The 26894-nt window shown below is 68.2% G+C and carries 20 protein-coding genes, 1 pseudogene and 1 riboswitch; of the genes and pseudogenes, 15 read left to right on the forward strand and 6 right to left on the reverse strand.

The genetic code is table 11. The annotated features are described in order from the left end of the window. Window positions 1–339: a type II toxin-antitoxin system RelE/ParE family toxin gene (locus tag HWX07_RS17030; protein WP_006479524.1), complete on the reverse strand. Its 339-nt coding sequence runs from the start codon at window positions 337–339 to the stop codon at window positions 1–3. Between the two features lie 386 nt (window positions 340–725). On the opposite strand from HWX07_RS17030, the gene HWX07_RS17035 reads away from it, so the two are divergent. The 7 genes and pseudogenes from HWX07_RS17035 to HWX07_RS17065 all read left to right on the forward strand — a co-directional run bounded on the left by HWX07_RS17035 (window position 726) and on the right by HWX07_RS17065 (window position 10956). Further along, window positions 726–2366, forward strand: coding sequence for an acetolactate synthase large subunit (locus tag HWX07_RS17035; protein ID WP_175877039.1), 1641 nt, complete (start codon window positions 726–728; stop codon window positions 2364–2366). Window positions 2367–2394: 28 nt separating this feature from the next. Beyond that, window positions 2395–3828 (forward strand): aldehyde dehydrogenase family protein, encoded by a 1434-nt coding sequence (locus tag HWX07_RS17040; RefSeq protein WP_175877040.1) that lies wholly within the window; start codon window positions 2395–2397, stop codon window positions 3826–3828. A 231-nt stretch (window positions 3829–4059) separates the two neighbouring features. Further along, the gene (locus tag HWX07_RS17045) at window positions 4060–5643 is read left to right on the forward strand and encodes a Na+/H+ antiporter (RefSeq protein WP_175877041.1); all 1584 of its coding nucleotides are present in this window, start codon (window positions 4060–4062) and stop codon (window positions 5641–5643) included. Window positions 5644–6120: 477 nt separating this feature from the next. Further along, entirely contained in the window at window positions 6121–7254 is a 1134-nt protein-coding gene (locus tag HWX07_RS17050; protein WP_027809069.1) for a hybrid sensor histidine kinase/response regulator, read from the forward strand. A gap of 124 nt (window positions 7255–7378) precedes the next feature. After that, window positions 7379–9053: pseudogene (locus HWX07_RS17055) on the forward strand (methyl-accepting chemotaxis protein). Further along, the gene (locus tag HWX07_RS17060; protein WP_175877042.1) at window positions 9050–9571 is read left to right on the forward strand and encodes a chemotaxis protein CheW; all 522 of its coding nucleotides are present in this window, start codon (window positions 9050–9052) and stop codon (window positions 9569–9571) included. Before HWX07_RS17055 ends, HWX07_RS17060 begins: the two are co-directional and overlap by 4 nt. Next, window positions 9568–10956, forward strand: a complete 1389-nt coding sequence (locus HWX07_RS17065; protein ID WP_175877043.1) for a CheR family methyltransferase — start codon at window positions 9568–9570, stop codon at window positions 10954–10956. The genes HWX07_RS17060 and HWX07_RS17065 overlap by 4 nt, the downstream gene beginning before the upstream one ends. Window positions 10957–11019: 63 nt before the next feature. Here HWX07_RS17065 and HWX07_RS17070 read toward each other — a convergent pair whose 3' ends face one another. After that, on the reverse strand, window positions 11020–12072 hold the full coding sequence (locus HWX07_RS17070; RefSeq protein ID WP_175877044.1) for an RNA-guided endonuclease TnpB family protein: 1053 nt from the start codon (window positions 12070–12072) through the stop codon (window positions 11020–11022). Window positions 12073–12164: 92 nt separating this feature from the next. Here HWX07_RS17070 and HWX07_RS17075 point away from each other — a divergent pair, with 92 nt between their 5' ends. From HWX07_RS17075 to HWX07_RS17095, 5 genes are all read left to right on the forward strand, one after another. Beyond that, window positions 12165–12833: a chemotaxis protein CheW gene (locus tag HWX07_RS17075; RefSeq protein ID WP_175877119.1), complete on the forward strand. Its 669-nt coding sequence runs from the start codon at window positions 12165–12167 to the stop codon at window positions 12831–12833. After that, window positions 12830–15139, forward strand: a complete 2310-nt coding sequence (locus HWX07_RS17080; RefSeq protein ID WP_175877045.1) for a hybrid sensor histidine kinase/response regulator — start codon at window positions 12830–12832, stop codon at window positions 15137–15139. The genes HWX07_RS17075 and HWX07_RS17080 overlap by 4 nt, the downstream gene beginning before the upstream one ends. Beyond that, entirely contained in the window at window positions 15136–16155 is a 1020-nt protein-coding gene (locus tag HWX07_RS17085) for a chemotaxis response regulator protein-glutamate methylesterase (protein WP_175877046.1), read from the forward strand. Before HWX07_RS17080 ends, HWX07_RS17085 begins: the two co-directional genes overlap by 4 nt. Window positions 16156–16234: 79 nt before the next feature. Further along, a riboswitch (Fluoride riboswitch) is annotated at window positions 16235–16340 on the forward strand. Window positions 16341–16419: 79 nt separating this feature from the next. Then, the gene (locus tag HWX07_RS17090; protein ID WP_175877047.1) at window positions 16420–17661 is read left to right on the forward strand and encodes a voltage-gated chloride channel family protein; all 1242 of its coding nucleotides are present in this window, start codon (window positions 16420–16422) and stop codon (window positions 17659–17661) included. Between the two features lie 87 nt (window positions 17662–17748). Then, window positions 17749–18327: a hypothetical protein gene (locus tag HWX07_RS17095; protein WP_175877048.1), complete on the forward strand. Its 579-nt coding sequence runs from the start codon at window positions 17749–17751 to the stop codon at window positions 18325–18327. Window positions 18328–18343: 16 nt separating this feature from the next. On the opposite strand, the gene HWX07_RS17100 is transcribed toward HWX07_RS17095, so the two are convergent. Then, the gene (locus HWX07_RS17100; protein ID WP_175786492.1) at window positions 18344–19057 is read right to left on the reverse strand and encodes a riboflavin synthase subunit alpha; all 714 of its coding nucleotides are present in this window, start codon (window positions 19055–19057) and stop codon (window positions 18344–18346) included. A 210-nt stretch (window positions 19058–19267) separates the two neighbouring features. Next, a complete protein-coding gene (locus tag HWX07_RS17105; RefSeq protein WP_175877049.1) occupies window positions 19268–21130 on the reverse strand; it encodes an ABC transporter ATP-binding protein in 1863 nt (620 codons plus the stop codon). 486 nt (window positions 21131–21616) lie between these two features. Here HWX07_RS17105 and HWX07_RS17110 point away from each other — a divergent pair, with 486 nt between their 5' ends. Further along, window positions 21617–22498, forward strand: coding sequence for a Dyp-type peroxidase (locus HWX07_RS17110; RefSeq protein WP_175877050.1), 882 nt, complete (start codon window positions 21617–21619; stop codon window positions 22496–22498). A gap of 96 nt (window positions 22499–22594) precedes the next feature. Here the strand turns inward: HWX07_RS17110 and HWX07_RS17115 are convergent, their stop codons facing one another. Next, on the reverse strand, window positions 22595–22996 hold the full coding sequence (locus HWX07_RS17115; protein ID WP_006487795.1) for an OsmC family protein: 402 nt from the start codon (window positions 22994–22996) through the stop codon (window positions 22595–22597). 97 nt (window positions 22997–23093) lie between these two features. Continuing rightward, on the reverse strand, window positions 23094–24017 hold the full coding sequence (locus tag HWX07_RS17120) for a LysR family transcriptional regulator (RefSeq protein WP_175877051.1): 924 nt from the start codon (window positions 24015–24017) through the stop codon (window positions 23094–23096). A 509-nt stretch (window positions 24018–24526) separates the two neighbouring features. Here HWX07_RS17120 and HWX07_RS17125 point away from each other — a divergent pair. Then, a complete protein-coding gene (locus tag HWX07_RS17125) occupies window positions 24527–25591 on the forward strand; it encodes a helix-turn-helix domain-containing protein (protein WP_175877052.1) in 1065 nt (354 codons plus the stop codon). Beyond that, complete coding sequence (locus HWX07_RS17130) at window positions 25540–26856, forward strand: Nramp family divalent metal transporter (RefSeq protein ID WP_175877053.1); 1317 nt, start codon at window positions 25540–25542, stop codon at window positions 26854–26856. The genes HWX07_RS17125 and HWX07_RS17130 overlap by 52 nt, the downstream gene beginning before the upstream one ends. Window positions 26857–26894: the final 38 nt, after the last annotated feature.

A 26894-nucleotide genomic window follows, 5' to 3' on the forward strand; every position in this document is an offset into this window, starting at 1 on the left:
TCACTCCATGTCGAGGTGCGCGAGCATTGCGTGCGCCGCGCGGATGTCGGCCTGTTGCGTCGATTTATCGCCGCCGCAGAGCAGGATGACCCATATCGTTCCGCGCCTCACGTAATAGACGCGATAGCCGGGGCCGTGGTCGATCCGCATTTCGACGACGGGGGAGCCGGCGGATTTCCAGTCGCCCGGATTGCCCATCGACAGACGGTCGATGCGCGCCTGGATGCGCCGCCGCGCGACGCGATCCGGCAGGCCGGCGAACCACGCTTCGAAGACGTCGGTGGTCCGGATGCTGAACGTAGGCGCACTGTAGGGCACGGATTGCAGGATGTCAACCATGGTTCACATGCTCGATGAATGGAATTCGGTTGCGCCTACGGTAGCGCCGCGCGCGTCGTTCGAGGTGGAATTGGCCGTCAGGCCGATCCTCGTCGCGCGGCGGGAGTCGGCCATCCGGTCGAAGTCGGAATCTCGCGAATCCGTCTACAATCGAAAACGTCTTTGCCGCCCGCGCGTGCTTGCCGCGTGCGGGCGGGTCCGTTCGTCCTCCGGTATCCGGAGGCGCCGCCGCGCATCGAGCATCGAGCATCGAGCATCGCGTGTTGCGCGGCGAGCAGTGCCGTGGTCTGTGTCCAGTAGGTAAGGCGTCCGCGTGCCGTAGGCCGGCCCGCGTCCTGAGCGCCGCGTGTCCGTAGGCCGGGCAGGCGGCATAACCGAGAGTCCCCATGAAAGCATCGGATCTGTTCGTGAAGGCGCTGGAAGCCGAAGGCGTCGAGTACGTGTTCGGCATTCCCGGCGAGGAAAACCTCGATCTGCTCGAATCGCTGCGGCGATCGAAAATCAAGCTCGTGCTGACCCGGCACGAGCAGGCGGCCGGGTTCATGGCCGCCACCTACGGCCGCCTCACGGGCCGCACCGGCGTGTGTCTCGCGACGCTCGGGCCGGGCGCGACGAACTTCGTGACGGCCGCCGCGTATGCGCAGCTCGGCGGGATGCCGATGCTGATGATCACCGGGCAGAAGCCGATCAAGTCCAGCAAGCAGGGCCACTTCCAGATCGTCGACGTGGTCGACATGATGCAGCCGCTCACGAAGTTCACGCGGCAGATCGTGTCGATCGGCAACATCCCGTCGGCGGTGCGCGAGGCGTTCCGCCGCGCGGAGGAAGAGCGCCCGGGCGCCGCGCACCTCGAACTGCCCGAGGACATCGCGCACGAGGAGGGCGACGGCAAGCCGATCCCGCGCAGCTACAGCCGGCGGCCGGTGGCCGAGGAAAAGGCGGTCGCGCATGCGGTCGACGCGATCCAGGCCGCGCGCCATCCGCTATTGATGATCGGCGCGGGCGGCAACCGCAAGACCACCTGCAAGATGCTGCTCGAATTCGTCGACAAGACGGGCATCCCGTTCTTCACGACGCAGATGGGCAAGGGCGTGATCGACGAGACGCACCCGCTGTGGCTCGGCAACGCGACGCTGTCCGACGGCGACTTCGTGCATCGCGCGATCGAGCACGCGGATTGCATCATCAACGTCGGCCACGACGTGATCGAGAAGCCGCCGTTCTTCATGCGCACCGACGACAAGACCGTGATCCACGTGAACTTCCTCGGCGCGCAGGTCGATCCCGTCTATTTCCCGCAGATCGAGGTGGTCGGCGACATCGCGAATGCGGTGTGGCAGATGAAGGAGGCGCTGACGCCGCAATCGCACTGGGATTTCGAGCGCTTCAGGATGATCAAGGAGCATTTCGACGCGCATCTGCAGAAAGGGCAGCACGACCCGCGCTTTCCGATGTATCCGGTGCGGATCGTCAACGACCTGTACAACGCGCTGCCGGTGGATGGCATCGTCTGTCTCGACAACGGGATGTACAAGATCTGGTTCGCGCGCTACTGGCGTGCGCACGAGCCGAACTCGCTGCTGCTCGACAACGCGCTCGCGTCGATGGGCGCGGGCCTGCCGTCGGCGATCGCGACGAAGATCGTGCATCCGCAGCGCAAGGTGATCGCCGTGTGCGGCGACGGCGGCTTCATGATGAATTCTCAGGAGCTCGAAACGGCCGTGCGGCTGAAGCTCGACATCGTCGTGATGATCCTGCGCGACGATGCGTTCGGGATGATCCGCTGGAAGCAGGAGAACATGAATTTCCCCGATTTCGCGATGACGCTGCAGAACCCCGATTTCGTGTCGTACGCGCAAAGCTACGGCGCGCACGGGCATCGCGTCGAGTCGGCCGACGATCTCGAGCCGCTGCTGCGCGAGTGCTTCTCGTCGCCGGGCGTGCACGTGATCGACGTGCCGATCGACTACTCGGACAACGAGCGCGTGCTGAACCGCGAGATCAAGCGCCTGTCGGCGCAACTTTGAATTCCCGTTCACAGGAAGGAGTCGTTCCATGTTGAAGGAAACCTATCCGTACTACCTCGCCAACGAACCCGTCTACGCGAACACCGATCTGGAGGTGACCGACAAGTTCAGCGGCAAGGTCGCCACGCGCGTCGCGCTGGCCGACGCGAAGGCGATCGATGCGGCGATCGCCGCGGCCGTCGACGCCACGAAGCCGATGCGCGAGATGCCGGCCTACCAGCGGCAGGCCGTGCTCGATCATTGCGTCGCGCGCTTTCGCGAGCGTTTCGACGAGCTGGCCGAGGCGCTGTGCATCGAGGCCGGCAAGCCGATCAACGATTCGAAGGGCGAAGTCACGCGGCTGATCGACACGTTCCGCGTCGCGTCCGAGGAATCGGTGCGCATCGACGGCGAGATCGTCAACCTCGAAATCTCCGCGCGGGCGCAGGGCTATACGGGCTACACGAAGCGCGTGCCGGTCGGCCCGTGCTCGTTCATCTCGCCGTTCAACTTCCCGCTGAACCTCGCCGCGCACAAGGTCGCGCCCGCGCTCGCGGCCGGTTGCCCGTTCGTGCTGAAACCCGCGAGCCGCACGCCGATCGGCGCGCTGATCATCGGCGAGGTGCTCGCGGAAACCGACCTGCCGAAGGGCGCGTTCTCGGTGCTGCCCGCGCATCGCGACGGCGCCGACCTGTTCACGACCGACGAGCGCTTCAAGCTGCTGTCGTTCACCGGCTCGCCGGCCGTCGGCTGGGCGCTCAAGGAGAAGGCCGGCAAGAAGAAAGTCGTGCTGGAGCTCGGCGGCAACGCGGCCGCGATCGTCGATGCGGACCAGCGCGACCGGCTCGACTACGTGGTCGAGCGGCTCGCGTTCGGCGCGTACTACCAGTCGGGCCAGAGCTGCATCGGCGTGCAGCGGATTCTCGTCCATGCGGAGCTTTACGACGCGCTGCGCGAGAAGCTGATCGCGAAGACGCGTTCGCTGAAGATGGGCGATCCGAAGGACCCGTCGACCTTCGTCGGCCCGATGATCTCCGAATCCGAGTCGCGCCGGCTGTCGGGCTGGATGGACGCGGCCGTCGCGGCGGGCGCGAAGATCGTCGCGGGCGGCAAGGTCGACGGCGCGATGTTCGAGGCGACGCTGCTGGAGAACGTCGGGCGCGAGCAGGACCTGTACCGCAAGGAGGCGTTCGGCCCGGTCGCGATCCTCGAGAAGTTCGACCGCTTCGACGACGCGCTCGCCCGCGTGAACGACAGCGACTTCGGGCTGCAGGCCGGCGTGTTCACCGATTCGCTCACGCATGCGCACCGCGCATGGGACGAACTGGAGGTCGGCGGGGTGGTGATCAACGACGTGCCGTCGTTCCGCGTCGACAACATGCCGTACGGCGGCGTGAAGGATTCGGGCCTCGGCCGCGAAGGCATCCGCTACGCGATCGAGGACATGACCGAGCCGCGGCTGATGGTCGTGCGGCGCCGGTAGCGCACGGCAGGCGGCGCGGTGCCATGACGGCACGCGGGCGGGCGATCGGCCGGCCCGCGTGCCGTTTTTCATGGCGGCGCGCGCGGCGGCACGGCGCCCGCGTGCGCACCACGCGGCAGGCCGCCCGAAACAGGCTCGACTACGAGCCGCCCCTCGTGATGTAATCGCGCGAAACTGCCGACCGGGGTACGACGCCGGAACGCGCGAATTCATTCTTCACGAGGTCGATTCATGTCCCCCGTCTCGGCATTCAAGCTGGTTCTGTTGTCATTCCTCGCGATCGTCGCGCTCGAATGCATCGCCAAGCGGTTGCGGCTGCCGCCCGCGGCCGCGCTGCTGATCGGCGGCATCGGCATCGCGTTCATCCCCGGGCTGCCGCCGATCAACCTCGATCCCGAACTGGTGCTGCTGGTGTTCCTGCCGCCGCTGCTGATGGACGGTGCGTACTTCTCCGTGTGGGAAGAATTCAAGCGCAACGTCGGCGGCATCCTGATGCTGGCGATCGGTGCGGTGGTATTCACGACGTTCGCGGTCGGCTTCGCCGTGCACTGGGTGGTGCCGGCGCTGCCGTGGGCCGCGTGCTTCGCGCTCGGCGCGATCGTGTCGCCGCCCGATGCGGTCGCCGCGAAGGCCGTGCTCGAACGCGTCGCGCTGCCGCGCCGGTTGATGGTGCTGCTCGAAGGCGAGAGCCTGCTGAACGACGCGGCCGGCCTCGTGCTGTTCCGTTTCGCGGTCGCGGCCGCGCTCACCGGCGCGTTCAGCCTCGAGCACGCGGTCGTGCGTTTCGCGGAGCTCGGGCTCGGCGGCGTGGTGGTCGGCTTCGTGGTCGGCAAGCTCGTGGTGTGGTTCCTGAAGCTGCTCGACGACGACTATCTCGTGATCACCGTCGCGGTGATCGCCGGCTGGATCGCGTACATCGCGGGCGAAATGGTCGAGGTGTCGGGCGTGATCTCGACCGTCACGGCCGGCATGATCATCGGCTGGCATCAGCACGAGGTGTTCTCGGCGGCCGTGCGCACGCGCGGCACCGCGTTCTGGCAGGTCATCGTGTTCCTGCTCGAGGCGATGGTGTTCGTGCTGATCGGGCTGTCGCTGCGCGGCGCGATCCATCGGCTCGGCGGCTTCGAGCAGGTGCTCGGCACGATGGTGCCGCCCGTGCTCGCGGTGCTGGCGGCGGTGGTCCTGTCGCGCTTCGTGTGGATCTACGCGGTCGAGGCGCTGAAGTGGCCGGTGCGCGGCCTTGCGGGGCGCGGCGAGGCGCCCGACTGGAAGGCCGCGACGATCATGAGCTGGGCCGGCATGCGCGGCGTGGTGACGCTGGCGATCGCGCTGTCGCTGCCCGAGGCGCTGCCCGGCCGCGACGTGATCCTGGTCGCATCGTTCGCGGTGATCCTCGTCACCGTGCTGCTGCAGGGCACGACGATCGGGCCGCTGATTCGGCTGCTGCGCCTGCCGCAGCGCGAAGAGCGCGCCGCGCACCACCTGACCGAGCCGCAGACGTGGGCGTACGTCGAAGCCGCGCAGCTCGCGGCGATCCAGCCGCTCGTGCGCGACGAGAACGGCGTCGTGATCCATCCGCGCCTGCTCGAGCAATACACGTATCGCGCCGAGCTGACCGAACGCTCGAAGAACGAGCCGGCGTATCCGGCGGAAGTGCGCACCGCGCACTACGACGTGGTGCTGGCCGCGATCCGGGCCGGGCGTGCCGAACTGTTGCGCCTGCACCGGTCGGGGCGCATTCACGACGAGATGCTGCACGCGCTCGAACGCGACCTCGACCTGCAGGAAGTGTCCGCGCAGCACGCGCGAGGCTAAGCGGGCGCGCGGCTCACGAATCGCACCACGGGCCGGCGTCCTGCCGGCCCTGCAGCGCGCGGGTCGAGCGCCCGTTGCGCGATTGTCTCTTTTCCGCCTGCCGATTCGCGTTATTCGAATCCGGCCCTCAATACGCTTGACCGCGAGCCTTGCAACGCATGCAAACCTCGTGGCGGCGGTCTCGCAAACGTTATCGTCTTTCGAATCCGGAAATGATCCGATTTATCTGTTTCCGTCTCTTTCTGCATATTTGGCAAAACTAAACCGGAAGGAGATAGATGCTGTGTTCTAATTTCATTTAGAATCAGCCGGTTATGTTTATTGAGAGAAAGAATGCGGAGGTAATGCGGTCGCCAACGGGGAAACAAGCGGCGTCCGAAGCCCCGCAAGGCAGTGCCGACAGGCCAAATCGGCGGAATCAGGCGGGTTTTTCAACTGCCAATATAAGATAGCGTCCAAGTCGGATAAACAACTCCTATGAAAGAATCGATTGGAGATTCGGCGTTTGAAACTGGATTTATGAAAGAATCGAGCAGTGATAATGCCTCGGATTGCCTCGAATCGGGGTTATCGGTCCTCCTCGTCGACGACCAGCCGTTCGTCGGCGAGGTGATCCGCCGCGCGTTGCGCAGCGAGCACGACATCGACCTGCACGTGTGCACCGACGCACACCGGGCGATGGCGGTCGCGCGCGACGTGAAGCCGACGGTCATCCTGCAGGATCTCGTGATGCCGGAGATCGACGGCCTCGATCTCGTGCGCGCCTGGCGCGCGGACGCCGGCACCGCACGCGTGCCGATCATCGTGCTGTCCGCGAAGGAGGAGCCGATCGTCAAGCGCGAGGCGTTCATCGCCGGCGCGAACGACTATCTGGTGAAGCTTCCCGACGCGATGGAGCTCACCGCGCGCATCCGCTATCACTCGAATTCGTACCTGATGTCGCGCCAGCGCGACGAGGCGCTCGATTTCCTGTCGCACGACATGCGTTCGCCGCAGACGTCGATCCTCGCGCTGCTCGACGTCTACCGGACCGAACACGGCGACATGCCGGCGATCATGGAGCGCATCGCCGGCCATGCGCGGCGCGCGCTCGCGCTCGCCGACGGCTTCATCCACCTGACCCGCGCGCAGTCCGAGCGCCGCGCGCACGAGGTCGTGAGTCTCAACGAGATCGTGCTCGACGCCGTCGACCAGCTGTGGGAGAAGGCGGCCGGGCTCGGCTGCCGGGTGATCGCGCACGTGCCGGATACCGAGTGCGTGACGATGGGCGACCGCATGATGCTGACGCGCGCGGTCGCGAACCTGGTCGACAATGGGCTGAAGTACGGCCCGGCCGGGATGGACGTTCATTGCACGCTGACCGGCGAGGGCGGCGCGTGGCTGATCGGCGTCGAGGATGCCGGCACCGGCATCGCGCCGGAACAGCGCACGGCCGCGACCGAGTCGTTCGTGCAGCTCGAATCCGCGCACGGCGCGGCGCGCGGCGGCTTCGGCCTCGGGCTCGCGTTCGTCCGCGCGACGGCGGCGCGGCATCGCGGCCAGATCCTGATGCGCAATACGGCGCGCGGCTTCATGGTCGCGCTTCGGCTGCCGGCGCAAGCGGAGCGGTGATTTCGCGGCGCGGCCTGCCGGCGCCGCGCCGCCCGCGAGACCCCGACGCGCTCGTGGCGCGCCCTCCGGCGCGCAGGCGGGCGTGGATTTTTTCAACGCAGAATTTAGAAAGCCCATAACGAACATGGCCACCGTGACGCCCCGTGCGACCAATGAAAGCCTGCATCCGACCATCGGCGCTGCCCGGCTGACGCTCGGCAATCGCATCCTGCTCAGCTTCGGCGTGCTGTTCGTGCTGATGCTGGTGACAGCCGGCGTGTCGTACGAGCGACTGCGCGCGATCAACGCCGAAGCCGTCAGCATCGAGCGCGACTCGTTGCCCGGCGTCTACCTCGCGTCATCGCTGCGCGCGGCGGTCAACGAAACGTTCGTCATGCTGCAGCAGGCGACCTTCGTCGAGACCGAGCCCGACGCCGCGCAGCGCGATCTCGCGAAGATCGCGGACGCGACGAAGCAGGTCGAGTCGCTGTCGGCCGACTACCAGGCATCGATCTTCCGCGACGACGACCGCGCGCGTTTTGCGACGTTTCGCGGCGCATACGATCGCTACCTGCCGCTGTTGACCGACGCGGTACAGAAGCACCGCGGCTCGCGCGACGAAGCGATCGCCGCCTACGCGAAGGTGTTGCCCGGGTGGGCCGAGGTCGTGCAGGACGCGAACATCATGGTCCAGGAGAACCGCAAGTTCGCGGACCAGTCCGCGAGGATGATCCGCGAATCCGTGCAGGACACGGAAGTCGTGCTCGTCGGCGCGCTGACGATCATGCTGCTGTCCGCGCTCGGGCTCGGCTACATGCTGTACCGCTCGGTCACCGTGCCGATGGCGCGGCTCGTCGAGGTGCATGACGTGATGCGCACCGGCAACCTGACCCATCGCCTCGATTTGCGCCGCCGCGACGAATTCGGCACGCTCGAGACCGGCTTCAACCGGATGGCCGACGAATTGACCGAGCTGGTCGCGCGCGCAGCAGTCGTCGATGCAGGTGACGACGTCGGTGGCCGAGATCGCGGCGACGTCGCGCGAGCAGCAGGCGACCGCGAACGAGACCGCGGCGACGACGACCGAGATCGGCGCGACCTCGCGCGAGATCTTCGCGACGTCGCGCGACCTGCTGCGCACGATGAACGAAGTGGCCGGCGTGGCCGAGCAGTCGGCGACGCTCGCGGGCGTGAGCCAGAGCGGGCTCACGCGGATGGGCGAGACGATGCGCAGCGTGATGGACGCGGCCGGCTCGGTGAACGCGAAGCTCGCGATTCTCAACGAGAAGGCGCTGAACATCAACCAGGTGGTCGCGACGATCACCAAGGTGGCCGACCAGACCAACCTGCTGTCGCTGAACGCGGCGATCGAGGCCGAGAAGGCCGGCGAGTACGGCCGCGGCTTCGCGGTCGTCGCGACCGAGATCCGCCGCCTGGCCGACCAGACGGCGGTGGCGACCTACGACATCGAGCAGACGGTCAAGGAAATCCAGTCGGCGGTGTCGGCGGGCGTGATGGGGATGGACAAGTTCTCCGAGGAAGTGCGCCGCGGGATGCTCGACGTGCAGCAGGTCGGCGGGCAGCTGTCGCAGATCATCGCCGAGGTGCAGACGCTCGCGCCGCGCTTCCAGATGGTCAACGAAGGGATGCAGACGCAGGCGAACGGCGCCGAGCAGATCACGCAGGCGCTGTCGCAACTGTCGGAGGCCGCGCAGCAGACGGCCGAGTCGCTGCGCCAGTCGTCGCAGGCGATCGACGACCTGACGCTCGTCGCGAACCAGTTGCGCACCAGCGTGTCGCGCTTCAAGGTCGACGCGTGACGCGCGCCGATCCGCAGAACGGCGCCCAAGCGCTGTTCCTGATGTTCGAGCTCGACGGCGAGCGCTATGCGCTCGACGCGGCCGGCATCGACGAGGTGCTGCCGCTCGCCGTCATGAAGGCGGTGCCCGGCGCGCCCGACTGGATCGCCGGGCTGCTGATGCGCGGCAGCCAGCCGGTGCCGGTGATCGACGTGCCGATGCTGGCGCTCGGGCGGCGCGCGCAGGCGCTGCGCTCGACGCGGCTCGTGATGGTGCGCCATCGCGCCGGTCACGCCGGTCACGCCGATGGCGAGCGCACGATCGGCCTGATCGTGGAGCGCGCGACGCAGACGATGCGGATCGACCGCGCGGCGTTCCGCGCCAGCGGCATCTCGACCGCGCGCACGCGCTGGCTCGGGCGGGTCGCGAACACGCCCGACGGCGTCGTGCAGCAGGTGTCCGTGCCCGACCTGGTCGACGACGTTGCACGCCTGTCTCTGTTCGATGGCCTGCCGGGCCACGGGGAGGAGTCCGCATGAACATGTCCGAATCGCGATTTCGCGGCTGGTTGCTGCGCGAGACCGGCATCGACCCCGATTCGCTCGGCAACGATTTCCTGATGCGGGCGCTGGCGGATCGCGTGCATGCGTTGCAGGCGGACGGCGAGCGCGTGCCGTCGGCCGCGCGGCCGCCCGTGACGCCGGAAGCGCTCGACGCGTACTGGCAGCAGCTCAACGCGTCGGCCGACGAACGGCGTGCGCTGATCGAGCTGTTCGTCGTTCCCGAGACGTGGTTCTTCCGCGACCGCGAGGCCTTCGCGACGCTCGCGCGGCTGGCCGCCGAACGGCTCGCCGCGATGCCCGGCCGCGTGATCCGTGTGCTGAGCGCGCCGTGTTCGACGGGCGAGGAACCGTATTCGGCGGCGATGGCATTGCTGGATGCAGGGCTCGAACCGGCCAGCTTCACGATCGACGCGATCGACCTCAGCGCGCGTGCGATCGAGCAGGCTCGGCTCGGCTGTTACGGGCGCAATGCGTTCCGCGGGACGGCGACGGAGTTTCGTACGCGGTATTTCACGCCGACCCGCGACGGCTGGCTGCTCGACGAGCGCGTGCGCGCGTGCGTGCAGTTCAGTCATGCGAACCTCGTCGAACCGGTGGCCGATACCGGCATTCGCTACGACTTCGTGTTCTGCCGCAACGTACTGATTTATTTCGACCGCGATGCGCAGGATCGCGTGATCCGCTCGCTCGACGCGCGTCTTGCCGACGACGGCATGCTGTTCGTCGGGCCGGCGGAGACGGGCGTTGCGATGCGGCACGGGATGCGCTCGGCGCGCGTGCCGCTGGCGTTCGCGTTTCATCGCGAGCCGGCCGGCGCGGCGGCCGATGCCTGCGCGGCGCCGCCTTACCCGCGCGCGGAGCGCTTCACGGTTGCGCCGCTCGCCGCGCCGCGGCCGGTGTTGGCCGTCGCGCCGCCGGCCTGGCTCGGCGACGTGCGTCAGCCGTTTGCGGCGGCGCCTCCGGCCGTGACGACGGCCGCGATCGACGCACGCGCCGATCTGGCGGTGGCCGCCGCCGCGGCCGCACCCGCCAACGACGGTATCGCGCCGACGCTCGACGAGGCGCCGACGCTGGAAGACGCGCAGGCGCTGGCGAACGCGGGCGCGTTCGACGAGGCCGAGCGCGTGCTCGCGCAGTTCTCCGCGCGCGTCGGCCCGCATGCCGATGCGTTCTATCTGAACGGACTGATCGCGGATGGGCGCGGGCGCGCCGCGGAAGCGAGCGACTTCTACCGCAAGGCGCTGTACCTGCGCCCCACGCATCACGAGGCGCTGACGCATCTCGCGACGCTGCTCGACGTCGGCGGCGATCGTGCGGGCGCGCAATGGCTGCTCGAACGCGCCCGGCGTTCGGCCGGCTGACACGACGACGGGAATGGGACCGACACCGCGATGACCAGAGGAACGCTTGACGTCCTCCACCGCCTAAAGGCGGAGGATTCCCACACCTGGCGATGCACGTCCGCATCGGAGAATGTTCAGCGCAGCGTTGATATCACGATCATGCTCGACACCACAGTCACTGCAGGCCCATTCTCTTATTCGCAGTCCCGCGATACCTTTCGGCCGCGTCGTGCTGTCTTTCGATCCGCACGACGAACAGGACTGGGTCGAACCGCTTTCGTCGACTTCCTCGAACGTAGCCCCGTGCGCGATCGCTTTGTAGCGGAGCTTGTTTCGGAAGGACGACCAGGACGCGTCGTAGACGCTCTTCGCCATCCTGGTTCTGGCGAGTTTTGCGGCCGACACGTTGCCGACAGCGATGTAATCGAAGCGCCGCACCAGATCGAGCGCGAGCTTGTGTTGGAAATCGCCACGGGCGTTCGCCACCTTGGCGTGCAGCTTCGCGATATGCCGCTTGTGCTTTCGCGCCCGCTGCGCTTTCGCCAGCTTTTCCGCCGCGCGCCGACCGAATCGGTCATTGGGCAGCTTTTCTCCGGTCGAAAGTGTGGCGAAGTCTTTCAGGCCGAGATCGATGCCGACACCGGAACGGATCGGACGAGCCTGAACATCTGGCATCTCGATCACGATGTTCAAGAACCAGTTGCCGCGCGCATCCTGCGCGAAGTTGGTCCCGTCCTTGATCTTGCCTTCGGGAAGCGGGCGGCTGTTAAACACGCGAAACGTGTTGCCGGCGAAACGGAACGCTTCGCCCTCGCGCTTCAGGTCACGGCCCTTCAGCGGCACCCAGCCCAGCGATTTCCTGCCGCGATAGCGCAGGTACGGGCGACGGTGCTGACTGCGCGACTTCGCGTATTGCTCGCACGTCGCGTTGACGGTGCCGGAGTGAATACCGAGTTCCTTGCTGCTGCCGGTCGTCAGCACGTTCAGGTCGAATCCTGTAGGCCACTTCTTGCCCCACTTGAGCGCATGCTTCTGCGTGTCATTGCAGAAGTTCCACACGTAGTTCACCGCACGGCTCTGCTTGTTGAGCAGTCCGTTGAGCGACTTCACGCGGTAGCGGTAGACAAGGATCATGCCGGTGATCCCAACCCGCGGAGGAAGCTGTCTGTCAACAGCACGCCTTTCCTTCCCGCCATCAATGGCGGAGTTTCTCGGAGCAAATTCTGATGAACCGCGCCGCCACTGACGACGCGACGCTCGACGTCGACGATTGCTGGAACCGGATCGGCACGCGCGGCGACCGCTCGTGCGAGCGGCTGAACGACTGCCTGCGCTGCCTGAACTTCGAGCGTCCGCTCGACGTGGCCGAGATGACCGACGTCACGCGCCGGATGAGCGCGTTCGGCACGGCACACGCGAGCGACGACGACGGCGTGGCGCGCCATGCGGCGCTCGCGTTCCGGGTGGCCGACGAATGGCTCGCGCTGCCGATCGGCGTGCTGCGCGAGATCGCCGGCACGCGCCCGATCCATTCGCTGCCGCATCGCCGCAATTCGGCCGTGCGCGGCGTGGTGAACATCCGCGGCACGCTGCGTATCGCGATCTCGATCGGCGCGCTGCTCGGCCTCGATGCCGGCAAGGCCGGCAGCGGCAGCGACGACGGCCGTTTCACGCGGCTGCTGGTGGCCGCGCACCAGGGCGAACCGGTCGTGTTCCCGGTGGACGAAGTCGAGGGCGTGCTGCGCTTCGGCGCCTCCGACTGGGTGCCGGTGCCGGCGACGGTCGGGCGCGCGAGCGCCGGCCTGTCGCGTGGCGTGCTGTCGTGGCGCGGCAAGTCGGTGGGCCTGCTCGACGACGATCGTCTGTTCGACGCCGTGACACGGAGCATGCGATGAGCGGCGATGACGACCTGAGCCACCTGTCGCTGCTCGAGCTGTATCGCGAGGAGACGCGCACGCAGACCCAGGCGCTGTCGGAGCGGCTGCTCGCGCTCGAATCGGGCGAGCCCGATGCCGTCGCGCTCGAAGCGTGCATGCGCGCCGCGCATTCGCTGAAGGGCGCCGCGCGGATCGTCGGCGTGCCGCTCGGCGTCGAGATCGCCGGGCGGATGGAAGAATGCTTCGTCGCCGCGCAGACCGGCACGATCGCGCTGACGGCCACGCACGTCGACGTGCTGCTGGCCGGTGTCGATTTGCTGGTGCGGGTCGGCGATCCGCAGGGGCAGCCCGTGTCGCAGACCGAGATCGACGTGTTCGCGGCGGCGCTGACGGGCGCCGACGGCGCGCAGGCGATGCAGGCGCCGGCCGCCGCGCCACCGCCCGTGCCGCCGTCGTTCGCGCCGTATCGCGATCACGACGGCGCCGCGAACGAGCCGGTCGGGGCGAGCGCCGCGGTGCCGCCGCTCGCCGTCTCGGGCACGGTGCCCCATCCGGCCCAGGCCGGCCGCGTGGCGGGCGCCGGCGCGATGCGCCGCGTGCGCGCCGATACGCTGAACCGGCTGCTGAGCCTGTCCGGCGAATCGCTGGTCGAATCGCGCTGGCTCAAGCCGTTCGCGGAATCGATGCTGCGCGTGAAGCGCGCGCAGCGCGACGCGGCCCGTTCGCTCGACCTGATGGTCGAGCAGTTCGCCGACGAGCTCGACGCCGGCATGCTCGCGTCGATGAACGAAGTGCGGCACATGCTCAACGACCTGCAGCGCTCGCTCGCCGAGCGAATGGACGAATTCGACCGCTTCGAGCGGCGCAGCACGCATATCGCCGAGCAACTGTACGACGAGGCGCTGCAGTGCCGGATGCGGCCGTTCGGCGATGCGACGCGTGCGTATCCGCGCATCGTCCGCGACCTCGCGCGCTCGCTCGGCAAGCAGGTGCGTTTCTCGATCGTCGGCGAAGGCACGCAGGTCGATCGCGACATCCTCGATCTGCTCGACGCGCCGCTCGGCCACCTGCTGCGCAACGCGATCGACCACGGCGTCGATTCGCCCGACGCGCGCCACGCGCGCGGCAAGCCGGCCGAGGCGAGCGTCACGCTCGAGGCGCGCCACAGCGCCGGCTCGCTGCTCGTCAGCGTGATCGACGACGGGCCGGGGGTCGACATGGACGCGCTGCGCGCGGCCGTCGTGCGCCAGCGCCTGACCGACGACGAGACGGCCGCGCGGCTGTCCGATCCGGAATTGCTCGAATTCCTGCTGCTGCCGGGCTTCTCGATGCGCGATGCGGTGACCGACGTATCGGGCCGCGGCGTCGGTCTCGACGCGGTGCAGGAGATGGTGCGCGGCGTGCGTGGCGCGGTGCGGATCTTCAACGAGCCGGGGGCCGGCATGCGCTTCGTGCTGCAGTTGCCGCTCACGCTGTCGGTGATCCGCAGCCTGCTCGTCGAAGTCGGCGGCGAACCCTATGCATTCCCGCTCGCGCACGTGCGCCGCACGCTCGAACTCGCGCACGACGACATCGACGTGCTCGAAGGGCAGCCGCATTTTCCGTTCGACGGCCGGCGCGTGGGCCTCGTCGCCGCGCACCAGCTGCTCGATGCGGGCGAACCGGACGTGGCGCGCGCGAGCACGGCGGTCGTGGTCGTCGGCGGCGAGCCGGAGCTGTACGGCGTCGCGGTCGACCGTTTCCTCGGCGAGCGGATGCTCGTCGTGCAGCCGCTCGACAGCCGCCTGCACAAGATCCAGAACATCGCGGCCGGCGCGTTGCTCGAGAACGGCGACCCGGTGCTGATCGTCGACGTCGAGGACCTGATCCGCTCGGTCGACAAGCTCGTGCGCGGCGGCCAGCTCGCGCGGCTCACGCGCGATCCGCAGCTCGCGCTCGCCGACCGGCGCCGCCGCGTGCTCGTCGTCGACGATTCGCTGACGGTGCGCGAGCTCGAACGCAAGCTGCTGGAAAAGCGCGGCTACGACGTGACGGTCGCGGTCGACGGGATGGAAGGCTGGAACGCGGTGCGCAGCGATGCGTTCGATCTCGTCGTGACCGACGTCGACATGCCGCGCATGGACGGCATCGAACTCGTCACGCTGATCAAGGGCGACCCGATGCTCAAGCGCGTGCCGGTGATGATCGTGTCGTACAAGGATCGTGACGAGGATCGCCGCCGCGGGCTCGACGCCGGCGCCGATTACTACCTCGCGAAGAGCAGCTTCCACGACGAGGCGCTGCTCGATGCGGTGCACGACCTGATCGGAGATGCGCGAGGATGAACATCGGCATCGTCAACGACCTGCCGCTGGCCGTGGAGGCACTGCGCCGCGTGATCGCGCTGCGCGCGGATCATCGCGTGCTGTGGGTCGCGACCGATGGCGACGAGGCGGTGGATTTCTGCGTCGCGCATCCGCCCGACGTCGTGCTGATGGACCTCGTGATGCCGAAGGTCGATGGCGTCGCCGCGACGCGCCGGATCATGGCGCGCGCGCCGTGCGCGATCCTGATCGTGACGGCGAGCGTCAGCGCGAACACGTCGTCGGTGTACGAGGCGATGGGCGCCGGCGCGCTCGACGCGGTCGACACGCCGACGCTCGCGCTCGGGCTGTCGACCGACGCATCGCCGCAGGCGCTGCTCGCGAAGATCGACCAGATCGGCCGGCTGCTCGAAAGCCGCACCACGGCGCTCGTGCCGCCGGGGCCGGCGCCCGCGCGCGGACAGCCGACGCTCGTCGCGATCGGCGCATCGGCGGGCGGGCCGACCGCGCTCACCGCGCTGCTGCGCGCGCTGCCGGCCGATTTTCCGGCGGCGATCGTGATCGTCCAGCACGTCGATCAGGCCTTCGCGTACGGCATGGCCGAATGGCTCGACGGCTATACGCGGCTGCCGGTGCGCGTCGCGCGGCAGGGCAGCGTGCCCGAGGCCGGCGCGGTGCTGCTCGCGGCGACCAACGACCATCTGATGCTGTCGCCGCGCGGCGTGCTCGGCTATACGCGGCATCCGGCCGAAACGCCGTACCGGCCGTCGATCGACGTGTTCTTCAACAGCGTCGCGGACGGCTGGCAGGGCGATGCGCTCGGCGTGCTGCTGACCGGCATGGGGCGCGACGGCGCGCTCGGCCTGAAGGCGATGCGGGCGAAGGGCTGCTACACGATCGCGCAGGACCAGGCGACCAGCGCCGTGTACGGGATGCCGAAGGCCGCGGCGGCGATCGGCGCGGCGTCGGCGATCCTGCCGCTCGACCAGATCGCGCCCCAGTTGATCGCGCGGATCGCGCTGACATCGCGCGACTGACCGCGCATCGGGCAGGCGCCGTTGGTTAGGGGCGTGCCGGCGGCTGCATTGCGTGCGTGGCGAGGCGTCGCGTACAATTGCGGCCTGCGGAGATGGCATGCCTCCCTGCGGTCGTTCCCGGCGCATGGCGCGCGCGGCGCGACCCTCAACCGCCGGTTTGCCCGGCTGATGATGCCTGCGTGTTCCTGGGTCGTCAGGAGGTCGCAGGCCGTCCACGCGGTATTCTGCCGCCCAGGTTTTGATGTTCCGTCGAATCTGGAAATCATGTTTTTCACCACTTCTGCCGATCTTTTCGCGACCGTGCGCTACGTGTGCCGCTGGCTCGCGCTTTCAGCCCTGCTCGGCGCGCTCGCCGGCACGGCTTCCGTACTGTTCCTGATCGCGCTGGACTGGGCAACCGGCACGCGTGTCGCGCATCCGTGGCTGCTGTGGGGGCTGCCGGCCGCCGGGTTCGCCACCGGCTGGGTCTACCATCGGTTCGGCCAGTCGGTCGCGCGCGGCAACAACCTGCTGATCGACGAGATTCACGACCCGAAGGCGCTCGTGCCGAAGCGGATGGCGCCGCTCGTGCTCGTCGCGACCGTCGTCACGCACCTGTTCGGCGGCTCGGCCGGCCGCGAGGGCACGGCCGTGCAGATGGGCGGCGCGCTCGCCGATCGCATCACGCACGTGCTCGGCCTCGATCGCGAGCATCGCCGCGTGCTGTTGATGGGCGGCATCGCGGCCGGCTTCGCGTCGGTGTTCGGCACGCCGCTCGCGGGCGCCGTGTTCGGGCTCGAGGTGCTAGCGATCGGGCGCCTGCGGTACGACGCGCTGCTGACCTGCGTTGCATCGGCGATCGTCGCGGACGTCGTGTGCCGCGCGTGGGGCGTCCATCACACGGCCTATGCGATTCCGTTCGTGCCGGCCGTATCGGCGACGGGGCTCGCCGTGACGGTCGTCGCGGGCATCGCGTTCGGCGTGGTCGGGCGGCTGTTCGCGTTCGCGACGCATGCGCTGACCGCGTGGTTTCGTCGCGTGATCCGCCATGCGCCGCTGCAGCCGGTGCTCGGCGGCCTGCTGGTCGCGGTGGCCGCGACCGTGCTGAACGTGCCGCAGTATCTCGGCCTCGGCATCCCGACGATCGAGGCCGCGTTTCACGGGCCGCTGCCGCTTTACGATTTCGCGGGCAAGTTCGCGTTCACCGTCGTCACGCTCGCGTCGGGGTTCAAGGGCGGCGAGGTGACGCCGCTGTTCTACATCGGCGCGACGCTCGGCAATGCGCTCGGCCAGGTGCTGGCGCTGCCGGTGCCCGTGCTCGCGGGGCTCGGCTTCGTCGCGGTGTTCGCGGGCGCGGCGAACACGCCGATCGCGTCGACGATCATGGCGATCGAACTGTTCGGCGCGGATATCGGCGTGTATGCGATCGTCGCCTGTGTCGTCGCGTATCTGTTTTCCGGACACGCGGGGATTTATCGCTCGCAGCGCGTGGCGGTGGGGAAGGGGGCGCAGGGGGAGGTGGAGTGAGGCAGGGCGTGCGGCCGCGGCTGATGTCGCCCGACCGCGGCGGCTCCATGCGATACCCAGGATGCAAAACGACTGACGGACATCCCAATGACACTGGACGATTTCCTGAGCGAAGCAAAGCGGCTTGCGAAGCCGTGCCGTCAGTACCGCTTCGCGGACGACGGCGAACCGGTCACCGGCTACTGGCACGGTATCGACGACGGCGCGTGGTGCATCTCCATCGAGCGCGACGGCGTCTGGCTGCACGTATATCTCGACGAAAGCGGCACGTCAGGCCGCGTGGAGACTTCCGCGCAACCTGTCCGCTCCGACCGGCCGCTGTGCCGATCCGACGCGATGTCGCTTCCGCCAGTCGATGCGGTGTTCCGCTTCGGCTCCGCCGCGATCGGCGCGTACCTCGACGCACACGGCTGGCAGCGCGACTGGGGATTCAACGGCAACTTCAAGGGCGCGGCCGCCCATGACTACGAGCGCGCGTGGATGGCGCAATGCCCGCTCTACACGGGCGGCGTGGTAGCCGTCGCGGGCGGGTGGAACATGCCATGGCCCGAGGACGACGAACTCGACGATCGCGAGCTCGTCCTCTGGACGTTCGAGGCATCGGAACCGTGGGTCGAGGTGTTCTTCGACGGCGCCCGGTATTCGGTGATCCAGCGGATCACCTAGCACGCGGGCATCGCGCTTACTGCTTCGGCAGCCGCGCGACGTTGCGCGCCAGCAGTTCCTCGATATCGATACCCTTTTCCGCCAGCAGCGCGGTGACGACGCCGTTCAGTTCGCCGAGCGTTTCCTTGACCGATTCGCGAATCGTGTCCACGACGACCTGCGTGCTGCGCTCGATCTCGATGTTGACCTTGTCGTTGACGCCCTTCGCATCGAACGTGGTCGCGCGTCGCGTTTCGGGAATCAGCCAGACGTCGAACCAGCCTTCGTCGCGATTGACGTCCGATACGGTGAGGCTGCAACCGTTGATCGCGATGTAGCCTTTCGCGAATACATAGCGCTTGAACTCGGCCGGCACGCCGATGCGGATCATCCGGTTGTGCTCGGACGATGCGATGTGCGCGATGGTCCCCGTGAAATCGACATGACCGGACAGCGGATGGCCGCCGATCTCGGCACCGTCCTTCGCGGCCCGCTCGACGTTGACCCGCGCGCCGGTCGCGAGGTCGGCGAGCGTCGTGATCCGCAGGCTCGGCAGCATCACGTCGAAGTCGATCAGCACGGGGGAATGGATGGTCGTCACGGTCAGGCACACGCCGTCGACCGACACGCTCGCGCCGATCTCGATATCGTCGGTAAACCGCTCGGGGAATGCGATGCTGAACGTTCTCAGCTCGCCGTGGTCCTTGATGGCGTCGATGGTGCCAACGCCCTGAACAATGCCTGTAAACATGGTCTGCCTTTCGTCGCGAATTGCCTGGCCGACATGATAAGTGATCCCGGCGACGGATACCCGACAGCGCGCGGCTCGGCGCCGGCGAGCCCGTGCCGCGTGCACAAAAAAGGCCGTGCGCGTGGCACGGCCTCGATCCGGAACCGATTGTCGCCGACACGGCCCGGCGGCGATGACCGCGCCGCGGGGCCGCATCGCGATGCGCTGGCATCAAACCTTCGCCGGCTCCCCCAGCGGCCCGGCATCGCGATCCGCCACGCGCCGCGGCGAATCGGCGAGCCCCTTCGCCAGCTCCAGCGCCTGCCGCTCGAACAGCCGGCGGTAGATGCCGCCGTCGATGCGGATCAGCGCGTCGTGGTTGCCTTCCTCGATCACCTTGCCGCGATCGAGCACCAGCAGCCGGTCGAGCGCACGCACGGTCGACAGCCGGTGCGCGACGACGAGCGTCGTGCGGCCGACCATCAGCCGCTCCATCGCCTGCTGGATCAGCAGCTCGCTTTCGCTGTCGAGGCTCGACGTCGCTTCGTCGAGGATCAGGATCGGCGCATCGGCGAGGAACGCGCGCGCGATCGCGACGCGCTGGCGCTCGCCGCCCGACAGCTTGATCCCGCGTTCGCCGACGAGCGTGTCATAGCCGTCCGGCAGCGCGGCGATGAAGTCGTGCGCGCTCGCCAGACGCGCGGCGCGTTCGATGTCGGCGCGGCTCGCGCCGGGGCGCGCATACGCGATGTTCTCCGCGAGCGTGCGGTGGAACAGCACGGGCTCCTGCTGAACGATCGCGATCTGGCTGCGCAGTGAATCCTGCCGCACCTGCGCGATGTCCTGCCCGTCGATCGTGATGCGGCCGCCCGACACGTCGTACAGGCGCTGGATCAGCTTGATGAACGTCGTCTTGCCCGAGCCCGAATGGCCGACGAGGCCCACGCGTTCGCCGGGCGCGATCCGCATCGAGAAATCGTCGTACAGCGGCACCGGATGGTTGCCGTAGCGGAACGTCACGTGCTCGAAGCGGATCTCGCCTTGCCCGATCCGGATCGCCGGCGCGCCGGGGCGATCGTCGATGCCGAGCGGCTGGCGTTCGAGCGCGACGAGTTCTTCCATGTCGTTCACCGAGCGCTGCAGGTTGCGGATGTGCATGCCGACGTCGCGCAGGTAACCCTGCAGCATGAAGAACATCGTCAGCGCGAACGCGATGTCGCCGACGCTCGCTTCGTCGTTCATCCACAGCCGCAGCGCGACGCCGATCATCGCGGCCTGCATCGCGACGAGCATCGCCCCCTGCAGGCCGCCGTTGAACGTGCCGCGCACCCATGTGCGGCGCGTGCGCTGCCGCCACTTGTCGATCACGCGTGCGAGCCGCGCTTCCTCGCGCGTTTCCGCGCCGAACGCCTTGACGACCGCGTTGCAGCTCACGGCGTCCGCGAGCGCGCCGCCCATGCGCGTATCCCACAGGTTGCCGAGCCGCGCAGCCGGCGCGACGATGCCGAGCGACACCGCAACCGTCACCGCGATGTACAGCAGCGAACCCGCGCCGACGACGAGCCCCATCACGGGCCAGTGGGTGCCGAGCAGCACGGTCGCGCCGACCAGCATCGCGACCGACGGCAGCAGCGCGATCAGCACGGTGTCGTTGAGCAGGTCGAGCGCCCAGATCCCGCGCGTGATCTTGCGCACGGTCGAGCCCGCGAAGCTGTTCGCGTGCCAGTCGGTCGAGAAGCGCTGCACGCGGTGGAACGACGCGGCGGCGATCTCGCTCATCATCTTCAGCGTGAGCGTGATGATGTTCAGGTAGACGCCCTGGCGCAGCACCGTCGCGCCGATGCCGAGCGCGGCGAGCGTGCCGAACGCGACGAGGGCCGAGTGCCACGCGGCGGCGCGGTCGGTCAGGCCGGTCGACAGCGCGTCGACGAGGCGGCCGGCAAACAGCGGCGTGAGGACGTCGGCGAGCGCGGCGAGCAGCGCGAGGCTCGCGACCGTGGCGATGCGCGCCGGCTGCTTGCGCCAGTAACGGATGGTGAAGCCGAAGACGGCCTGGAATGCGTGGCCGCCCAGATGGGAGGTTTTTCTGGTCATGTATCGTTGCCCGGCGCATCGCGCGACGGGACTTTCCGGTTCGGAGAACGTCGAAAACGCAACAGCCGGGCCGCGCGAAACGCGCGGGCGGAACGAAACGGGCTGTCGGAAAAAGCGCGGCTGACGGGTTAGCGGAAAACTCGGGAGCCGGCGCGGACGGCGGGCTGGATCAGCGGCGCCGCGAGACCACGTTCGGGAAGGTGGCTGGCATTCGGAACATCTGCACCTCCCTGAAGTGAACGGTTGAATGAAAGGACGCCGAAAAGGCGTGAAAAGATTCTATCAGGACAGTCACGCGCGCCGCAACGTCTGACGAATGCGGCGTTGCTGCGCCGATACGGTTAGTATTCGGGGTTTTGGCCCCTTTTCGCGTACGTTGGGCGAGGGGGCCGCGAGGCCGGCGTGCGCATCGATTACACTTCCGCGTCCGCGGCGCGCGACGATGCGGCCCGCCCAGATTCACTCCGAACCCTTCCCGAGGAAACGATGAGCGACGTTCAGCAAGGCATCCTGGCTCCGATCGATACGGCAGCCCGATACCTCACTTTCACAATGTCGAATGACGGCAATGTCGCCGCGGCGCTGGCCGCGCTGCGCGAGATCGTCGACGGACGCGACACGGTCGTCGGGTTCGGACACGCGTTGGCCGCCTGGCTCGGGCATCCGGTGCCGGGCCTGACCGAGTACCCGGCATTCGCGGTGAACGACCGCACGTTGCCGAGGACGCCGGCCGACGTGTGGGTCTGGCTGCGCTCGGACGACCGCGGCGAGATCGTGCTGCGCGCGCGGGAGATTGAACGCGCGCTCGCGCCGGCGTTCGCGCTGCGGGAGGCCGTCGACGGCTTCCGCTATTCGAACGACCGCGACCTGTCCGGCTACGAGGACGGTACCGAGAACCCGGAAGGCGACGACGCGGTGGCCGCGGCGATCGTTGCGGGGCAGGGCGCGGGGCTCGACGGCTCGAGCTTCGTCGCGGTGCAGCAGTGGGTGCACGACTTCGATCAGATGGAGCGCATTCCGTCGGGCGAGATGGACCACATCATCGGGCGCCGCCGTTCGGACAACGAGGAACTCGACGACGCGCCCGAATTCGCGCACGTGAAGCGCACCGCGCAGGAAAGCTTCGAGCCCGAGGCGTTCATGCTGCGCCGTTCGTCGCCGTGGTCCGACACGCGCCGCGCGGGCCTGTACTTCGTCGCGTTCGGTTGCTCGTTCCGCGCGTTCGACGTGCAGATGCGCCGGATGAGCGGCGCGGAAGACGGCATCGTCGACGGCCTGTTCCGCTTCACCCGGCCGCTGACGGGCGCGTATTTCTGGTGCCCGCCGATGAAGGACGGCAAGCTGGATCTCGCCGCGCTCGGACTGTAAGCACCGGGCGGGATCGATGAACGGGCGGGTCGCGCCGGATGCGCGGCCCGCCCGTTTCGTTTTTCAGGTGGTGGTGCGTGCGGCCTGCCGCGTGCGTCAGTTCAACGTCGTTTCGATCCGCGTGCCGCGCTTGATGAATTGCGTCACCGGGGTTTTCTCGCAGATTTCCGCGAGACGCTGGCGTTGCGCGTCGTCGAGCGGGCCGTCGAGCGTCACGACGCGGCGCACGTACTGCACGCCTTCGCGATCGGCGTGCAACTCGGTGCGCACGGCGATGCGCGCGGCCGGCCACGTCTTGCGCTGCATGTACATCCGCAGCGTCGCTGCCGTGCATTGCGCGAGCCCGGCGAGCACGAACTCGTATGGCGCCGGCCCGCGGTCCTGGCCGCCTTCGCGCGGCGCTTCGTCGCCGGTCAGGGCATGTGTGCCGGCCTGCAACTGGACGACGTAGTCGGGCGCGTCGGCATCGAGGACGGCGGCGGCGTGGATGAGCGACATGGCGAATCTCCGGTAAGCGGATCGGGGAAAGCGGGCGCCGGGTGGCGGCGTGCAGCCGCCAGCATACCGTCCCGGCCGCGCGGGCGTGCGCTGCGTGCTACGCGTCGGCGATGCCGGCGCTGCTGCGCACGAGCGCGGCGATGCGTTCGCGCACCCACTGATGCGCGCGGTCGGTGTCGCGCGACTCGTGCCAGTACGCGAGCAGCGGGAACGGCTTGAGCCGCAGCGGCAGCGGCCGCACGACGATCGGCAGCAGCGCGGCCATGCGCAGCGCATAAGTGTGCGGCAGCGTGACGAGCAGGTTGCCGGCCGCGGCGATCTGGCAGGCGGCGAAATAGTGCTGGCAGGTGAGCCGGATGTCGCGGAAGCGTCCGTCGTTGCCGAGCAGGACGTCGAGCGATTGCGGCTCGCCGAGCGACGACACGGCGATATGCTGCGCCGCGAAATAGTCGCCGCGTCGCAGCGGGGCGTGCGCGAGCGGATGATCGCGGCGCAGCGCGACGACGAGCGAATCGTCGAGCAGGTGTTCGGTGGCGATGCGCGGGCCCGTCTGCACGCGACGGTCGACGACGAGATCGAGGTTGCCCGACGCGAGTTCGCGCTCGATGTCCGGTACCGCGATGCGGCGGCTGACGAGCCGCAGGCCCGGCGCTTCGTCGGCGAACGCGGCGACGATGCGTGGCAATGCGATGGATTCGAGCACGTCGCGAATGCCGACCGCGATGCTCAGGTCGAGCGTCGCGGGATCGAAGGCGGACGGATCGCGTGCGGTGCCTTGCAAGCCTTTCAGATGCAGCTGCACGTCCGTGATGATCGACCGCGTACGCTCGGTTGGCACGACACGGTTGCCCTGACGCACGAACAGCGGATCGTCGAAATGCACGCGCAGCCGGTTGAGCGCATGCGTGACGGCCGGCTGCGTGAGATGCAGCGCACGGGCGGCCGCGCCGATACCGCCGTGCACGTAGACGGCGTCGAGCACGCGAAACAGGTTCAGGTCGAGACGATGATCGGCGGGCACGGAGCGCGGGTGGCGTGATGAAGGACGGATCGATTCTAAAGGATGCGTGGGCAACCGATGCGCCGGTTGGCGTGCGCGGGCGATTGCGCGCGTTCGATGCGGGTCGATGCCGGTCGAGCCGATGCGCGAGCGTTCGCTTTGCCGATGTACGACGTAGTCGAACACGCATGTCATTACGCACGGCATTGCGCCGTCATTACGCATGACGGCCGCAATAATGGGCCGCATCGCATACGCATTTCCATGCCGGCATACCAGCGGCGCACGCCAGCCTGTAGTAATCCGCCATCATGCTGTCCCGGTCGGCCATTTCGCGCCAAAGGCGCTACCCGTTCGGCTAAGATGCCGTCGCTTCATATTTCGGGATAGCCGTCCTGTCGCACGCATTCAAACCAAATATAAGCCTGACAGTTCGACGGTATTAGAAGAAGTCGAACGAGTCGGGGGCTTGGCCAGTGAATGCAGCAGATCAGCGGTGGGTCGTTATCTATTTGAGTACGGGGTTTTCGTTGGCCCAGGCCGCGCGCCTCGGCGAAGCCTTCAACCTGGCGAATCGCCTGCATGCGTACAGTGCGGATTACCAGCTCAAGTACGTCTCCGAAAGCGGGGGACTGTTGCTGTCGTCGTCCGGCGTGCGCATCGCGGCCGAGCCGCTCGGCGACGAACATAGCCGCCGTGCGCGCGCGTTCTTTCATCTTCATGGCGAGCGCGCGGCCGTCAATTGGGACGACGCATTGCAGCGGCGCCTGTCCGACATTCGCCAGCACGCGCGCTGGATCGTCGACGCGATGGAGCTGCCCGCGCTCGCCGCCACGCGGCGGCCGTCGTCGTCAATCGACGTGCGGCCCGGCCGGGCCGGGCGCCGCGCCACCACGACGATCGAATTGCAGGCCGGCGAGACCGACGTGTTCGCCGCCGCGCTCGACATGTTTCGCGCCGACCTGGGCGACGGCGCCGCGCAGGAGATCGCCAGCAACATGATGCGGCCGGTCGAGCAGCGCTATGCGCAGTCGATGTGGGCGTTTCGTGAACTGAGCGCGAGCCCGTCGATCCGGATGTCCGCGCAGCGGCTGCGCGCGCAGAGCGTCAACCGCATCTCGATCGCGAACGCCGCGCAGGTGGCCGCGATGAGCGAGCGCAATTTCCTGCGGCGCTTCAAGAAGGAAATCGGCGTGACGCCGACCGAGTTCGTCCAGCACGTGCGGCTCGAACGGGCGTGTCACATGCTGATCCATACGACGCTGCCGGCCGACAAGGTCGCACGGCGCACCGGCTTCGGCAGCGGCGAGCGGCTCGCGAAACTGTTTCGGCAGCGCCTGTTGATGTCGCCGACCGAATTTCGCGTCGCCGAGCGGGAAAAGATTCTCGCGCACGGCGCGGCGTCGCCCGCTCCTGACGAACGGCTTGCCGCCGCGTGTTGCGACGGCGACGGGGCGGATTGCGACGCCTGCGTGGCCGCGCGCGGGAAAACGGGACGGATACCCGTAAAATCGGCGGATCGCGATCTCGATTCCCGGTTTCCATGCCCTTCCTCCCCACTACCGCCACCGCCCCTTTCTGCCCGTCGGAAGTAAAGGGCAGCATCACGATCGACGCCGCCGCGCCGCGCTGGCAGAAGCTCAGGCGTTTCTTCGGCCCCGGCCTGCTGGTCGCGATTGGCTACATGGACCCCGGCAACTGGGCGACCGATATCCAGGCCGGCTCGCAGTTCGGCTATTCGCTGCTGTGGGTCGTCGCGTTCTCGAGCCTCGCGGCGATCTTCCTGCAGATGCTCGCCGCGCGGCTCGGCCTCGTCGCGGGCAAGGATCTCGCGCAGGCGAGCTACGAACGCTACGGCCGGTTCAGCCGCGTCGTGCAGTGGATCACCGCCGAAGTGTCGATCATCGCGTGCGACATCGCGGAAGTGCTCGGTTGCGCGCTCGCGTTCAAGCTGCTGCTCGGCGTGCCGCTCGCGTGGGGCGTCGTGCTCACCGCGCTCGACACGGTGATCGTGCTCGGCCTGCAGGGCAAGGGCTTCCGGCAGATCGAGGCGATCGTGCTCGGGCTGATCGCGACGATGGCGTTCTGCTTCGTCGCGCAGGTGGCGATCACGCCGCCCGACTGGCATGCGGTGGTGGGCGGCCTCGTGCCGGGCGACCCGGGCCACGACCGCAAGGATGCGATCGTGCTCGCGCTCGGCATCGTCGGCGCGACTATCATGCCGCACAACCTGTACCTGCATTCGTCGGTCGTGCAGACTCGGCACGTCGTCGGCGGCGCGCGCGGCGTGATCCGCGACACGCTGGCGCTCGTGCGCATCGACACCTGCGTGTCGCTGTTCGTCGCGATGCTCGTCAATGCGGCGATCCTCGTCGTCGCGGGCGCGGCATTCCACGCGACGGGCCAGCACAACGTGACCGACATCGAGCAGGCGTACCGGCTGATCACGCCGATCGCGGGCGGCGCGGCCGCGCTGTTGTTCGGCATCGCGCTGCTCGCGTCGGGGCAAAGCTCGACGCTGACCGGCACGATCGCCGGCCAGGTCATCATGGACGGCTTCCTCCATACGAAGATCCCGTGCTACCAGCGCCGGCTGATCACGCGCGGGCTCGCGCTCGTGCCGGCGCTGATCGGCGTGCTGTGGCTCGGCGACGGCTCGGTCGGGCAACTGCTCGTGTGGAGCCAGGTGCTGCTGAGCCTGCAGTTGCCGTTCGCGATGTGGCCGCTGATCCGCTCGGTCAGCGATCGCCGCACGATGGGCGAGCACGCGATCGGGCGCGGGATGCAGGTGGCCGCGTGGGCGCTGTTCGCCGTGATCACCGGCACGAACCTGCTGTTGATTACCGGTGTCGCGGGCTGATACAGCCTGTCACAGGCTGACACAGGCACGCTGCGTGC

The organism is Burkholderia sp. BCC0097 (assembly GCF_902832985.1).
Classification (GTDB): domain Bacteria; phylum Pseudomonadota; class Gammaproteobacteria; order Burkholderiales; family Burkholderiaceae; genus Burkholderia; species Burkholderia orbicola.

What these genes read in the sequence shown, in the direction of transcription:
- HWX07_RS17090 (WP_175877047.1), top strand. Translation starts at nt 16,420, where the DNA reads ATGTTTTTCACCACTTCTGCCGATCTTTTCGCGACCGTGCGCTACGTG.
- HWX07_RS17045 (WP_175877041.1), top strand. Translation starts at nt 4,060, where the DNA reads ATGTCCCCCGTCTCGGCATTCAAGCTGGTTCTGTTGTCATTCCTCGCG.
- HWX07_RS17100 (WP_175786492.1), bottom strand. Translation starts at nt 19,057, where the DNA reads ATGTTTACAGGCATTGTTCAGGGCGTTGGCACCATCGACGCCATCAAG.
- HWX07_RS17075 (WP_175877119.1), top strand. Translation starts at nt 12,165, where the DNA reads ATGAACCGCGCCGCCACTGACGACGCGACGCTCGACGTCGACGATTGC.
- HWX07_RS17050 (WP_027809069.1), top strand. Translation starts at nt 6,121, where the DNA reads ATGAAAGAATCGATTGGAGATTCGGCGTTTGAAACTGGATTTATGAAA.
- HWX07_RS17030 (WP_006479524.1), bottom strand. Translation starts at nt 339, where the DNA reads ATGGTTGACATCCTGCAATCCGTGCCCTACAGTGCGCCTACGTTCAGC.
- HWX07_RS17115 (WP_006487795.1), bottom strand. Translation starts at nt 22,996, where the DNA reads ATGTCGCTCATCCACGCCGCCGCCGTCCTCGATGCCGACGCGCCCGAC.
- HWX07_RS17070 (WP_175877044.1), bottom strand. Translation starts at nt 12,072, where the DNA reads ATGATCCTTGTCTACCGCTACCGCGTGAAGTCGCTCAACGGACTGCTC.
- HWX07_RS17095 (WP_175877048.1), top strand. Translation starts at nt 17,749, where the DNA reads ATGACACTGGACGATTTCCTGAGCGAAGCAAAGCGGCTTGCGAAGCCG.
- HWX07_RS17105 (WP_175877049.1), bottom strand. Translation starts at nt 21,130, where the DNA reads ATGACCAGAAAAACCTCCCATCTGGGCGGCCACGCATTCCAGGCCGTC.
- HWX07_RS17065 (WP_175877043.1), top strand. Translation starts at nt 9,568, where the DNA reads ATGAACATGTCCGAATCGCGATTTCGCGGCTGGTTGCTGCGCGAGACC.
- HWX07_RS17080 (WP_175877045.1), top strand. Translation starts at nt 12,830, where the DNA reads ATGAGCGGCGATGACGACCTGAGCCACCTGTCGCTGCTCGAGCTGTAT.
- HWX07_RS17130 (WP_175877053.1), top strand. Translation starts at nt 25,540, where the DNA reads ATGCCCTTCCTCCCCACTACCGCCACCGCCCCTTTCTGCCCGTCGGAA.
- HWX07_RS17110 (WP_175877050.1), top strand. Translation starts at nt 21,617, where the DNA reads ATGAGCGACGTTCAGCAAGGCATCCTGGCTCCGATCGATACGGCAGCC.
- HWX07_RS17085 (WP_175877046.1), top strand. Translation starts at nt 15,136, where the DNA reads ATGAACATCGGCATCGTCAACGACCTGCCGCTGGCCGTGGAGGCACTG.
- HWX07_RS17035 (WP_175877039.1), top strand. Translation starts at nt 726, where the DNA reads ATGAAAGCATCGGATCTGTTCGTGAAGGCGCTGGAAGCCGAAGGCGTC.
- HWX07_RS17040 (WP_175877040.1), top strand. Translation starts at nt 2,395, where the DNA reads ATGTTGAAGGAAACCTATCCGTACTACCTCGCCAACGAACCCGTCTAC.